Origin of the sequence: Pseudomonas sp. ENNP23 (assembly GCF_001728945.1) — a bacterium.
In the GTDB taxonomy this organism is placed as follows: domain Bacteria; phylum Pseudomonadota; class Gammaproteobacteria; order Pseudomonadales; family Pseudomonadaceae; genus Metapseudomonas; species Metapseudomonas otitidis.
Window position 1 is genome coordinate 1 of the sequence record NZ_LYSP01000023.1, and the last position, 13,189, is coordinate 13,189.

Sequence of the window (13,189 nt, forward strand, 5' to 3'; positions counted from 1 at the left end):
CACCCCTTTTTCAGCAATCAACCTGACTAGCAGATCATCGCCGCGAATCCGCAACCACTCCGGAACCGCATCCCACTTCAAAAAACTTAACTCATTGATTTTCAAGGAGTTTTCGTTGTCCGCCGTGGGAGTGGTGCGCATTATAGAGACCTCAGCCACGGCGTCAACACCTATTTTGAAATATTTCCGTCAACTCGCAGCACACCCCGGAACACTTTCGGCAGAAGCCTCGCAACGGCAGGTAACCGCAACCCCATAAGCAGAGCCCCCACCAGCGCGTACGCTGCCCATTCGGTCATGTCAGCCCTAACGACCCAGAGCATATGAAGCAGGCCAAGCGCCAGGATTCCATAGACACTCCGGTGAATCAGCTTCCAGCGCCTCCCAAGCCGACGGATGCTGTAGCGGTTGGATGTGAGCGCCAGAATAAGAAGCCCTATAAAGGCTACTGCCCCCACGAATATATAGGGGCGTTTCCCGAGATCGCTCACCAACTGCTGCAGATCGAGCCCCAGTAGAAAGACGGCATAGGCTGCAATGTGAAGGCAGAGATAGCAGAAGGTCCACAGACCAAGCTGGCGCCTGACCGCAATCCATCCACCCCAACCTGTTATTTTCTGCAGAGGAGTCATGCTGAGCGTGATGAGCAGCAACCAGAGAACACCCAAGCCCAACCTGTCGACAAGAGCTTTTCCCGGGTCAGGACCGAGGGCAAAGATCCACGCCTGATACAGCCATAGAACGGGGGGCACCAGAGCCCCCAGGAAGACAACGAATCGCCACTGCCAATAACGCATCAGTAGTTCTTCCGCAGATCGAGCCCAGCGTAGAGGCCAGCGACCTCCTCATAGCCGTTGAAAAGCCGTGTCGGAATCACATTGGGACTGAACAGGCCGCTCGGAAGGCGCCGCTCATGCGCCTGACTCCAACGGGGGTGATCGACTTCTGGATTCACATTCGAATAGAAGCCGTACTCGTTCGGCGCAATCAGTTGCCATGTCGTCGAAGGTTGCTCTTCCTGCAGGCTGATGCGGACGATGGACTTGATGCTCTTGAAGCCATACTTCCACGGGACCACCAGACGCAATGGCGCCCCGTTCTGGTTAGGCAGCACTCGCCCATACATCCCGACGGCCATCAAGGCAAGCGGATGCATGGCCTCATCAAGGCGCAAACCTTCAACGTATGGCCAGTCAATAAGAGACAACCCCGAGCGAACGCCGGCCATCTGCTCAGGTTCGACACGTGTCTCGAAACGGACGAAGCGCGCCTTGGAAGTAGGCTCTACCCGCCTCAACAAATCCGCCAATGGAAATCCAAGCCAGGGGATTACCATCGACCACCCCTCCACACAGCGGAGCCGGTAGATACGCTCCTCCAGCTGATGGGGACTCACCAGGTCTTCCAGGCTGAAGCTGCCCGGCTTTCCAACTTCGCCATCCACCTTGACTGTCCATGGCTCAACAGCCAGTGCGCCCGCATAGCGGGCAGGATCCCCCTTGTTGGTACCGAACTCATAGAAGTTGTTGTAGTGAGTAGCGTCAACGAATGGAGTAATGGACTCATTCCCCGGCACACTTGCTCGCCAACGGACATCCGAGAGTTTTCCCTCGAACCAGGCAGGGGCATGCCCAGGCTCTACATCGGGATAGTCGCCTGGCCCATCTGCGCGTACAGGCAAGCCAGCAAGTGCAGCGGCAGCCCCCACACCTGCCATGAAAGTGCGGCGGGACAGATAGACGGATTCAGGGGTGACCTCGCTCTCGCGAGCGATGGAGGGAGATGAAACCTTGATAAGCATCGGGGGACTCCGCAGTACGGCTTCGGTTTGGCCAGTAGACTGCGGAGCCGCGGGAAAATTACATCACTCGACGTGCTGGCGGCGACGCATCTGGAGCAAGTATTGCACCGGACCGGAAGCGGCGTAGGCCAGGAAGATCAGCAGCAGGATACGCGGCGGATCACTGAAGACCACGGCAAAGGCCAATACCACCACGAGGATCGCCACGAAAGGTACGCGCCCTTTCAGATCCAGATCCTTGAAACTGTAGTACTTGATATTACTGACCATCAGCATGCCCGCAGCCGCCACCAGCATGGCGACGATGAACGACATGTTGGAACCCTTGATGCCGAAGTCACTGAACGCCCACACAGTACCGGCCACCACCCCCGCCGCCGCCGGACTGGCGAGACCGATGAAGTAGCGTTTGTCGGTCTTGCCGATCTGGGTATTGAAACGGGCCAAACGCAATGCAGCCCCAGCGACATAAATGAAGGCAACGGTAAGTCCAACGCTGTTCAGGCCACTCAAGGCCCACTCGAACGCCAGCAACGCAGGAGCAACACCGAACGCAACCATGTCCGACAGCGAGTCGTACTCGGCACCGAAAGCGCTTTGCGTGTTGGTCAGACGGGCTACTCGCCCATCCAGGCTATCGAGAACCATCGCCACAAAAATAGTCGCCGCTGCAACGGAGAAGTTACCGCTCATGGCGTTGATGATGGCGTAGAAGCCAGCAAACAGGTTGGCCGTGGTGAACAGGTTGGGAAGCAGGTAGATACCGCGATGGCGAACCTTGCGCCCCTGGTCGTCGTGCCCTTCCTCGACATGCTCGTCGATGGGCAGGAGGCTTTCAGGTTCTGGAGCCTTGCCGGGCTCTTCGGGACGGTCACTCATGAACAACATCCTTGCAGATATGCAGATGAATTTGGCCGGACCAAAGGGGGAGCCGCTGGGCCCGGCGATGTGGCTTTATACCAGATGCGGGCACCCCAATGAAAAAACGCGGCCTTAGCCGCGCTTCCTCATACGAAGACCTGAACTCAGTTCTTGGCCTTGTCGACGATCTTGTTGGAGGCAATCCACGGCATCATCGCGCGCAGACGCTCGCCAACCTGCTCAATGGGGTGAGCAGCATTGTTACGACGGTAAGCAGTCATGGAGGCGTAGTTGGATGCGCCTTCCTGGATGAACATCTTCGCGTATTCGCCGTTCTGGATGCGCTTCAGAGCGTTGCGCATGGCAGCACGGGACTCGGCGTTGATGACCTCAGGACCAGTCACGTACTCACCGTATTCGGCATTGTTGGAGATCGAGTAGTTCATGTTGGCGATACCGCCTTCGTACATGAGGTCAACGATCAGCTTCAGCTCGTGCAGGCACTCGAAGTAGGCCATCTCGGGGGCATAGCCTGCCTCGACGAGGGTTTCGAAGCCGGCCTTGACCAGCTCGACGCAGCCACCGCACAGAACGGCCTGCTCACCGAACAGATCGGTTTCGGTTTCGTCCTTGAAAGTGGTCTCGATGATGCCGGTGCGGCCGCCGCCCACGCCGCAGGCGTAGGACAGGGCAACGTTCTTGGCATTGCCGGAAGCGTCCTGGTAGATGGCAATCAAGTCAGGGATACCGCCGCCCTTCACGAATTCGGAGCGCACGGTATGACCGGGAGCCTTCGGCGCGATCATGATCACGTCGAGGTCGGCACGCGGCACAACTTGGTTGTAGTGGATAGCGAAGCCGTGGGAGAAGGCCAGGGTGGCACCCTTCTTGATGTTCGGCTCGATCTCGTTCTTGTACAGCTGGCCCTGGAATTCGTCCGGGGTCAGGATCATCACCAAGTCAGCCGCTGCAACAGCGCTGGCAACGTCGGTGACCTTCAGGCCATGGGCTTCAGCCTTGGCGACGGTGGCGGAACCCTTGCGCAGACCGATGGTGACGTCGACACCTGAGTCTTTCAGGTTGCAGGCCTGGGCGTGGCCCTGGGAGCCGTAACCAATGATGGCGACTTTCTTGCCCTGGATGATGGAGAGATCGCAATCTTTGTCGTAATAAACTTTCATGTTTCTGGCTCTTATAACGAAAGGGATGGGGGTGCGCACACCGTGACAAGGGCACATTAAGCGATCCGTCTCGTTGCGTAAAATGATATATTCGCAACGCAACGTGCCGATAAATGAAACACACATGGACAGCCACGCCCTCAGGCTCTTTCTCTCTCTGGCAGACAACCTGCACTTCGGCAAAACCAGCCGAGAGCAGCATGTCAGCCCCTCTGCACTCAGCCGCAGCATCAAGCAGCTCGAGGATGAACTGGGTGCCCCCCTGTTCGTGCGCGACAGCCGGTCGGTGCAACTGACTCGCGAGGGCCAGCAGTTCCGCGAATACGCCTGCGAGGTCATGAGCGGCTGGCATGCCATCCGCCAGCGCCTCATGCAGGACCAGCAGGACCTGAACGGCGAGCTGTCGCTGTACTGCTCGGTAACGGCGAGCTACAGCTTCCTCTACGACATCCTCAGCAGCTTCCGCCAGGACTACCCGCGCATCGAGATGAAGCTGCACACCGGCGACCCGGCAAAGGCAGTCGAACGGGTGCAACAGGGGCTGGAAGACCTCGCCATCGGCGCCCGGCCCGACAACCTGCCAGCCGGCATCGATTTCCAGTCGATCACCCGCTCCGAGTTGCGCTTCATCGGCCCACAGTCACCCCAGCTGCTGACCGAGGAACAACTGCATCAGCCTACGGCGCAAAGCTGGAAGGACGTACCGATGATTCTCTCGGAAGAGGGCCTCGCCCGGACCCGTACCGACCGCTGGCTGAAAAGCCATGGCATCAAGCCCAACATCTATGCTCAGGTCAGCGGCAACGAAGCCATCGTCAGCATGGTGAGCCTTGGGTTCGGGATTGGCGTGGTCCCGCAGATCGTCCTCGACAACAGCCCTTTGGCCGGACGCATACGCCTCTACGATATCCAGCCGCCCTTGGCCGCCTACGACATCGGCCTGTTCGCCTTGGAAAAGCGCCTGAAGGATCCACTGATCGCCGCCTTCTGGAATCGCCGCCAGTAAATCCAGGCAATAAAAAACCCCGCATAAGGCGGGGTTTTCCATTCAACAGCAATCAGATGCTCAGCACCTTGTCGCCGCGAGCAATGCCGGTCACGCCACTGCGCACGGTTTCGAGGATCGAACTGGTACCGATCGCCTGGATGAAGCTGTCGAGCTTGTCGCTGGTACCGGCGAGCTGGATCGTGTAGACGCTGCTGGTCACGTCGACGATCTGCCCACGGAAGATATCGGTGGTGCGCTTGACCTCGGCGCGCTGGGCGCCAGTGGCCTTCACCTTCACCAACATCAGCTCGCGCTCGATGTGCGCGCTCTCCGACAGGTCGACCAGCTTCACCACCTCGATCAGCTTGTTGAGGTTCTTGGTGATCTGCTCGATCACGTCATCCTGGCCCACGGTCGTCAGGGTCAGACGAGACAGGGTCGGGTCCTCGGTCGGCGCTACGGTCAGGCTTTCGATGTTGTAGTTGCGCTGGGAGAACAGGCCGACGACGCGAGACAGGGCTCCGGGCTCGTTCTCAAGCAACAGGGAAATGATGTGTCGCATGGTCAGGTCCGCTCCGTCTTGCTCAGCCACATATCGCGCATGGCGCCATCCCGGATCTGCATCGGATAGACGTGCTCGCTCGGATCCACCTGGATATCGAGGAACACCAGGCGGTTCTTCAGGGCGAACGCCTCTTCCATCTTCGGCTTCAGGTCCTTGAGATCGGTGATGCGCATGCCCACGTGGCCATAGGCCTCGACCAGCTTGACGAAGTCCGGCAGCGATTCCATGTAGGAATGGGAATAGCGGCTGTTGTACTGCATGTCCTGCCATTGGCGGACCATGCCCAGCGCACCGTTGTTGAGGTTGACGATCTTCACCGGCAGGTCGTACTGCAGGCAGGTCGACAGCTCCTGGATGTTCATCTGGATGCTGCCCTCACCGGTCACGCAGGCCACGTCGGCATCCGGGAAGTTCAGCTTCACACCCATCGCAGCGGGGAAGCCGAAGCCCATGGTGCCGAGGCCACCGGAGTTGATCCAGCGGTTGGGCTTGTTGAAACGGTAGTACTGCGCCGCGAACATCTGGTGCTGACCCACGTCGGATGCGACGTAGGCATCACCCTTGGTGACTTCGCACAGCGTCTCGATGACGGTCTGCGGCTTGATGATGCTGCCGTCGCCCTTGTCATAGGGGAACAGGCCGCGATCCCCGCGCCATTCGTCGATCTGCTTCCACCAACTGGCCACGGTCTCGCGGTTCGGCGTCTCGCCGATCTCCTTGAGGATCGCGACCATCTCGGTCAGCACGCTGTCGACCGGCCCCACGATCGGGATGTCGGCCTTGATGGTCTTGGAAATGGACGCCGGATCGATGTCGATGTGGATGATCTTGGCGTTCGGGCAGAACTTGCTCGCACCGTTGATCACGCGATCATCGAAGCGGGCACCCACGGCCAGAATGACGTCAGCGTGGTGCATCGCCAGGTTCGCGGTGTAGCTGCCGTGCATGCCGAGCATGCCGACGAACTGACGGTCCATGCCCGGGAACGCGCCCAACCCCATCAGGGTGTTGGTTACCGGCAGGTTGAGCATCTTGGCCAGCTCGGTCAGCGGCTCGGATGCGCCGCCCATGATGACGCCACCGCCCGAATAGAGGATCGGGCGCTTGGCAGCCAGCAGCAGCTCGGCAGCCTTGCGGATCTGCCCCGAGTGCCCACGAACAGCCGGGCTGTAGGAGCGCAGCTTCACCTTCTTCGGGTAGCTGTACTCGAACTTCTGGGTCGGGTCGCCCATATCCTTGGGAATGTCGACCACGACCGGCCCCGGACGACCCGACTGGGCGAGGTAGAACGCCTTCTTGATCACCTCGGGGATTTCGGACGGGTGCTTGATGATGAAGCTGTGCTTCACGATCGGGCGGGAGATACCGACCATGTCGGTCTCCTGGAATGCGTCGGTACCCACCATGTTGCTCGGCACCTGGCCGGACAGGATCACCATCGGAATGGAGTCCATATACGCGGTGGCAATGCCGGTAACGGCGTTGGTTGCGCCGGGGCCGGACGTGACCAACACCACACCGGCCTTGCCGGTGGCGCGGGCATAGCCGTCAGCCATGTGGGTAGCAGCCTGCTCGTGACGGACCAGGATGTGGGTCACGTCGCTTTCTTTGAACAGGGCATCGTAGATATGCAGGAGGGCACCGCCCGGGTACCCGTAAATGTACTTAACGCCTTCGTCACGCAGGGAGCGGACGACCATTTCAGCGCCAGATAAGAGCTCCACGTTTATCACCTCTAGAACGCCAGAATACTGCCCGCGACCGGACAGCCTGAAAGGATTGCTCGCCCACAGGGCATGAGCGACTGGTGGTCGCCGACTACGTCAGCCACTGGCAGAACAAGCATTGGGGCGGCCCCTGAGAGTTGTTGCGGGGCTTTCCCACCCAGCGCGAGGTAACGCGTTGCAGGGTGATGCGGGTCGGCGCGGGTGTGCACCTCATCGACTGCTACAGCTTCCGACTTGCGGCCGGCCCACTGGAACAGCGAACCCTGGATTCTTCGGATTAGAGCCCTTCAAGTCAAGTCATCCCTAACGGAATATCGCGCGAAATGCTGTGACACACGCTGGATCACAGCCACGGGACTTTGGTTATAGTTACCGCCGGACTCCCCTTCTTATTAAGGAACCCCCATGCATCGCATGATTTTCGCAGGCCTGGTTCTCGCCCTCAGCACCTCGGCCATGGCCGGCCAGGTCTACAAGTGGGTCGATGCCCAGGGTGTCACGCATTTCGGCGCACAACCTCCGCAGGGCCAGGATTCGACCCAGGTCTCCACCGGCAAGGCCGAGCCCAAGGAGCCGAAGGCGAGCTTCGAGAACCCCTACCCCGTTCTGAACAAAGCCGAAGAGCCAGCCAAGGCGCCCGCCCAGGCCAAGCCCGCCAGCGAGGACGAGCAAAAGGCCATCGACGAGAAAGTGAAGAAGGACGTCGCCAAGCAGGAAGCCGAGCGCAAGGAATACTGCACCCAGCTGCGCACCAACCTGGCACAGATGCAGAACAACCCGCGCCTGCGCGTGGAAGACAAGGGAGAGGTTCGCCGCCTGACTGAAGAAGAACGTCAGTCCCGCCTCAAGGAAACCCAGAAGGCCATCGCCGAGAACTGCCAGTAACGCACGCCCGACCTGCTCAGCCGGCGCTGCCGATCAACCGATCGAAAGCGCCGAGCGCTTCGAGAAGCCCCCGCACGTTCCCTGCACGTTCCTGATAGGCCATCTCGGCCATGGGCAGGATGCCGGATACCCGAGGCAACTCGGCGCCGGCTTCGAGGATCACCTTCATCCTCGGCAGGAAGATCCACTGCAACCACTCTTCGAACGCCATCGTGTCGACGCAGAACGGCGCCTGGCTCGCCAGCGCCTCGGCACTGGGCGGCTGCTCCGCCCACCAGCCGAGCAGGCGGAGCTCGCGCTCGATCAGCAGCAGCTGATCAGCCACCTCGGCCAGGCGCACGTCCATCAGGAGCTGACCCGAGCGCGCTGACGTGCCTGGGCAGCACCTGCCGGATCACCCTGACGCTCGCGGGACTTGGCCACCAGCTCCCAAAGGCCCGCCTGGAGGGAGGGACGCCCGTTGGAAAGACTCAGACCACGCCGGGCCAGTTGCTCGGCCTGGGCAGCGTCCCCCTGGGCGAGGCGAACCTCCGCCAGGCGGTAGAGCACCTGAGGCTCACGAGGAGCGATGCGCTGCGCACGTTCGAGACTGGACGCAGCACCGTTGAGATCACCACCACCCTGTTGCTGCTGGGCAGTGGTCAGCAAGGCCAGCACCGGGCCATCCAGTTGCTCGTCGGCAGCCAGGCCACCACTGGAGGGGATGCCGCTCGGCATGGACGGCGCGGTCGGGGCGGAATAGGTGCTGCCGTAATTGGGGCTGGCGGCAGGTGCCGAAACGCCTGCTGCCGGGCCGGTGACGAGCGGTCCCGGAGTGATCGGACCAGAGGTCACCGAACCACTGATGGGCGCACTCGGTGCCGGCATGGCCTGCGCGGACGAACCGGAAGTAGCCCCCGGAACCATCACCACGACGCCCGCATCCTGCGGCTCATAGCGAGGCTGGGCAGCCTGCACGGGTGCCCGATAGCCGCCCGCGCCCTCTTCCTGCTCGGACATCGGGCCACCGGAGTCGACGACAGGAATTGCATTGCGTTGAGGGGTGGCGCAACCACCAAGCATGAGCGCGACGGTAACCGCAGGAATCCAGCCTTTGTTCACATCAGGTCCTCTTCGTTCATTGCACCCAGCCGCGGACCCAGTCCATCACCGAGTCCACCGGCGCACCCGCTCCACAGGCCTGGCCAGGAGCGGGTTCACTGCCGCGAATATAAGGCATCTGTACAGCCCCTGGGCAGCTCGAATCGGAGCCCTGGCCGGTACGCGGATCGATCCAGGCCTGGACGACGTTCTCCGGCATGGGCATGTCGAGCGGCAACGGATCGGCCTTGCGCATGAAGCTGGTCCACACCTGCAGGGCACCCGTGGCACCGGTCAGCGGCGTCTTGCCGTTGTCGTCGCGGCCGAGCCAGACCACGGCCTGCAAATCCTGACTGAAACCGGCGAACCAGCTATCACGCGAATCGTTGGTGGTGCCAGTCTTGCCTGCCAGGGTCAGGGACGCTGGCAACTGGCTGTAGACGGAGCGCCCCGTACCCTCACGCATCACGCGCTGCATGGCGTTCTGCACCAGGTAAATAGCCCCCGGATCGAAGCGCTGCTGAATCTGGAAGGGGTAGCGCTTGAGCGGCTCGCCCTCCGCAGCCAGCACGCTGCGGATACCCCGCAGCGGGGTATTGAAACCACCGCTGGCCAGGGTCTGGTACATCGTCGCCACTTCCATCGGACTGAGCGCCCCGGCGCCCAACAGCATGGACGGATACGCCGGCCACTCGCGGGACACGCCCAGGCGCTCCAGGGTCTTCAGCACGTTGGGCACGCCAATTTCCAAGCCCAGCTTGGCCGTGGAGAGGTTGTAAGAGTTGGCCAGCCCTTGGTAGAGAAAGATCGTGCCATGGGCTCGGCGGTCGTAATTCTGCGGCGTCCAGACCTGGCCATCCTGCCCCTTCACCGAGAAGGGCTCATCCTGCACCCAACTGGTCAGGGTGTATTGGCTGGGCCGCTCCAACGCCGTCAGGTAGACAGCGGGCTTGATCAGGGAGCCGACCGGACGCACCGCATCAATGGCCCGATTGAAGCCTGCGAAGCGGGGCTGGCGACTGCCGATCAGGGCCTGGATCTCGCCGGTCTCCGGATTGCTCACCACCATCGCGGACTCCACCTCATCCACGCCCTTGCGGCCTGCCAGGCGCTTGAGCGTCTCTTCCAGTGCCGTCTCGGCCTTGGACTGGAGAATGGGGTCAAAGCTGGTGAAGATGCGCAGCCCTTCCTCGGTCAGGTCCTCGTCTCGGTAATCTTCCCGCAACTGGCGTTTGACCAGATCGAGGAAGGCCGGATAGGAGCTGTCGGCCATGCTGCCGCGAGGCGTCACACCCAGTGGCTTGGCCTTCGCCATTGCGGCCTCCTCGGCCGTGACCACGCCCTGCTCGGCGAGCAGGTCCAGCACCAGGTTCCGGCGCTCGAGCGCGCGCTCGGGATTGCGGCGCGGATTGAACTGGGACGGCCCCTTGACCATCCCCACCAGCAACGCCACCTGATGCAGCTTGAGTTCGGAAAGCGGCTGGCTGAAGAAATACTGGCTGGCGAGGCCGAAGCCGTGCACAGCGCGCTGGCCGTCCTGGCCGAGGAACACCTCGTTCAGGTAGGCCTCAAGGATCTCGCGCTTGTCGTAATGCATTTCCAGCAGCATCGCCATCATCGCCTCGGTGGCCTTGCGGGTGATGCTGCGCTCGCTGGTCAGGTAGAAGTTCTTCACCAACTGCTGGGTCAGGGTGCTACCGCCTTGGCGTAATTGACCGGCGGTGGCGTTGACCCAGATGGCCCGCGCGATGGACTTCAGCGAGACGCCCCAGTGGTTGAAGAACTCTCGGTCCTCCACCGCAACCAGCGTATCCACCAGGTAAGGCGGCGCCTGGTCCAGCTTGATGAGAATCCGGTCTTCGTGGTGAGCAGGGTAGAGGCCACCGATCAGCAGCGGCTCCAGGCGCGCAACCGCCAGGTTGGCACCGCTGCCCTGGCTGAGCCCCGCCACGTAGTCACCGGAGAAGCGCACCTTGATCAGACGCGCCGGCTCAGCCCCTTCGTAGAACTGGAAGCCACGGGTGTTCAGCTCCACCGTCGAGCCGGCCACGGAGGCCGAACCCGGCCCGTTGGAGGCGCTCTCCCGACGGTAGCCGAGGGCGTCGAGCTCCTTGAGGAAGTCGTCCTTGGCCAGCTTCAGCCCGACGAACAACTCAAGGGGCCGTGCATAGACCTTCGCCGGCACGGTCCAGCGCTTACCGGAGAATTTTTCCTGGACGATGGCATCCAGATAGACGGCGAAGCCCGCCAGGATGACCAGGCCCACCAGGCTGAGCTTGAAAGCCCAGCCGAAGAGCCTGCGCAAGCCACTGGAACGGGGTTTCTTACGGGAGCGGGGGGATCGGGAACGAGTCATGGCGGCGCATTATACGCACTTTGCCCAGCGCCAGTAGGCGCCCCCTGATGGTTTGCAGAGTGGCGCACAGCACCCATAATGCCCGCCTCTGCACGTGCCAGAACAAGGAACGACCGTGAGCCAACAATTGATCCAAGCCCTTCAGGACCCGAGCCTCTACCCCCATCCGGTGGAAGCCTTCAGCGTCATCGAAACCCATATCTCCTGGGTGCTGCTCACCGGTCCCTACGTCTACAAGATCAAGAAGCCAGTGAATTTCGGCTTCCTCGACTTCACCCGCCTGGAAGACCGCCAGCACTTCTGCACCGAGGAAGTCCGTCTCAACCAACGCCTCACCCATGACCTTTACCTGGATGTAGTGCCCATCACCGGTAGCGAGTCGGCCCCCCGCCTGGGAGGCGAAGGCCCGGTGATCGAGTACGCCATCCGCATGGCGCAGTTCCCGCAAAGCAACCTGCTGAGCGAGATCCAGTCCCGTGGTGAACTGAGCCCGGCCCACGTCGACGCCCTGGCCGAGCAGATTGCCCGGTTCCACCTCGAAGCCCCGCGCGTGGACAAGAAGCACCCGCTGGGCACGCCCGAAGCCGTGATGCAGCCGGTGCAGCAGAACTTCGACCAGATCCGCCCGATGCTCGAAGCCAAGGCCGACCTGCAGCAACTCGACGCCCTGGAAGCCTGGGCGCAGAGCAGCTTCGAGCGCCTCAAGCCGCTGCTGGCCGAGCGCAAGCGCGACGGTTTCATCCGTGAGTGCCACGGCGATATCCACCTGGGCAATGCCACCCTCATCAATGGCGAAGTGGTGCTGTTCGACTGCATCGAGTTCAACGAGCCCTTCCGCTTCACTGACGTCTATGCCGACATCGGTTTCCTGGCGATGGACCTCGAAGACCGTGGCCTCAAGTCGCTCTCCCGCCGCCTGGTCAGCCGCTACCTCGAGGAAACCGGCGACTACCGTGGCCTGGCTCTGCTCAACTTCTACAAGGCCTACCGCGCCCTGGTGCGCGCCAAGGTCGCCCTGTTCAGCCTCGCCCACCAGACCGACGCCGTGCAGCGCGCCGCCACCCTGCGCCAGTACCGCAACTACGCCAACCTGGCAGAGAGCTACAGCACCATCCCGCTGCGCTTCCTCGCCATCACCCACGGCGTCTCGGCGGTCGGCAAGAGCCACGTCGCCCTGCGCCTGGTGGACGCCCTGGGCGCCATCCGCCTGCGTTCGGACGTGGAGCGCAAGCGCCTGTTCGGCGAACAGCCGGGGAAAGACGGCGAACTGAACAGCGGCATCTATAGCCCCGAATCCACCGAGGCCACCTACCAGCGCCTGCACGATCTGGCCGAGCAGGTGCTGAGCGCCGGCTTCCCGGTGGTACTCGACGCCGCCTACCTCAAGCGCACCCAGCGTCAGGGCGCTCGCACCGTGGCCGAGAAGGCCGGCACCGCGTTCCTGATTCTCGACTGCCAGGCACCGGATGCGGTTATCGGCAGTTGGCTGGAGCAGCGCCGCCAGCAGGGCACTGACCCCTCCGACGCCACCCTGGAGGTGGTACAAGCGCAGCACGTCAGCCGCGAGCCCCTCGACAGCGAAGAGCAGGCCCACAGCACCCGCGTCGACACTCACCAGGCCAAGAGCCTGGACACCCTGGTCGAGCGCATCCGCCAGTTCCTGCCGGGACTCTAAGCCCCTCCCAAGGTGCGGCAGGGAATTCCTGCCGCACCTTCTATACTCCCGGGGAACCCTCAACGGACGA

Annotated in this window: 12 protein-coding genes; 3 read left to right on the forward strand and 9 right to left on the reverse strand. The window is 62.0% G+C overall.

Features of this window, described 5'->3' with window-relative positions; translation table 11 throughout:
- Positions 1-170: 170 nt before the first annotated feature.
- From msrQ to ilvC, 4 genes are all read right to left on the reverse strand, one after another.
- Complete coding sequence (gene msrQ / locus A9G05_RS14125) at positions 171-797, reverse strand: protein-methionine-sulfoxide reductase heme-binding subunit MsrQ (RefSeq protein ID WP_069561590.1); 627 nt, start codon at positions 795-797, stop codon at positions 171-173.
- Entirely contained in the window at positions 797-1,801 is a 1,005-nt protein-coding gene (gene msrP, locus A9G05_RS14130; protein ID WP_069561591.1) for a protein-methionine-sulfoxide reductase catalytic subunit MsrP, read from the reverse strand. Before msrP ends, msrQ begins: the two co-directional genes overlap by 1 nt.
- A 63-nt stretch (positions 1,802-1,864) precedes the next feature.
- On the reverse strand, positions 1,865-2,680 hold the full coding sequence (gene pssA / locus A9G05_RS14135) for a CDP-diacylglycerol--serine O-phosphatidyltransferase (RefSeq protein WP_044403286.1): 816 nt from the start codon (positions 2,678-2,680) through the stop codon (positions 1,865-1,867).
- Between the two features lie 146 nt (positions 2,681-2,826).
- Positions 2,827-3,843: a ketol-acid reductoisomerase gene (gene ilvC, locus A9G05_RS14140; protein WP_044403288.1), complete on the reverse strand. Its 1,017-nt coding sequence runs from the start codon at positions 3,841-3,843 to the stop codon at positions 2,827-2,829.
- Between the two features lie 124 nt (positions 3,844-3,967).
- Between ilvC and ilvY the strand changes: the two genes are divergently transcribed.
- A complete protein-coding gene (ilvY, locus tag A9G05_RS14145) occupies positions 3,968-4,849 on the forward strand; it encodes an HTH-type transcriptional activator IlvY (protein ID WP_069561592.1) in 882 nt (293 codons plus the stop codon).
- Between the two features lie 52 nt (positions 4,850-4,901).
- Here the strand turns inward: ilvY and ilvN are convergent, their stop codons facing one another.
- Positions 4,902-5,393, reverse strand: a complete 492-nt coding sequence (gene ilvN, locus A9G05_RS14150; protein ID WP_044403291.1) for an acetolactate synthase small subunit — start codon at positions 5,391-5,393, stop codon at positions 4,902-4,904.
- A gap of 2 nt (positions 5,394-5,395) precedes the next feature.
- Positions 5,396-7,120, reverse strand: coding sequence for an acetolactate synthase 3 large subunit (locus tag A9G05_RS14155; protein WP_069561593.1), 1,725 nt, complete (start codon positions 7,118-7,120; stop codon positions 5,396-5,398).
- A 408-nt stretch (positions 7,121-7,528) separates the two neighbouring features.
- On the opposite strand from A9G05_RS14155, the gene A9G05_RS14160 reads away from it, so the two are divergent.
- The gene (locus tag A9G05_RS14160; RefSeq protein WP_069561594.1) at positions 7,529-8,008 is read left to right on the forward strand and encodes a DUF4124 domain-containing protein; all 480 of its coding nucleotides are present in this window, start codon (positions 7,529-7,531) and stop codon (positions 8,006-8,008) included.
- Positions 8,009-8,024: 16 nt separating this feature from the next.
- On the opposite strand, the gene A9G05_RS14165 is transcribed toward A9G05_RS14160, so the two are convergent.
- Genes A9G05_RS14165 through mrcB form a run of 3 tightly spaced genes read right to left on the reverse strand, consistent with a single transcriptional unit; the run spans position 8,025 to position 11,444 of the window.
- Positions 8,025-8,354, reverse strand: coding sequence for a YqcC family protein (locus A9G05_RS14165; RefSeq protein WP_044403298.1), 330 nt, complete (start codon positions 8,352-8,354; stop codon positions 8,025-8,027).
- Positions 8,354-9,109, reverse strand: a complete 756-nt coding sequence (locus A9G05_RS14170; protein WP_083272586.1) for a tetratricopeptide repeat protein — start codon at positions 9,107-9,109, stop codon at positions 8,354-8,356. Before A9G05_RS14170 ends, A9G05_RS14165 begins: the two co-directional genes overlap by 1 nt.
- A gap of 16 nt (positions 9,110-9,125) precedes the next feature.
- On the reverse strand, positions 9,126-11,444 hold the full coding sequence (gene mrcB, locus A9G05_RS14175) for a penicillin-binding protein 1B (protein WP_139131160.1): 2,319 nt from the start codon (positions 11,442-11,444) through the stop codon (positions 9,126-9,128).
- A 115-nt stretch (positions 11,445-11,559) separates the two neighbouring features.
- Here mrcB and A9G05_RS14180 point away from each other — a divergent pair, with 115 nt between their 5' ends.
- Positions 11,560-13,119: a bifunctional aminoglycoside phosphotransferase/ATP-binding protein gene (locus A9G05_RS14180; RefSeq protein ID WP_069561596.1), complete on the forward strand. Its 1,560-nt coding sequence runs from the start codon at positions 11,560-11,562 to the stop codon at positions 13,117-13,119.
- Positions 13,120-13,189 lie beyond the last annotated feature (70 nt).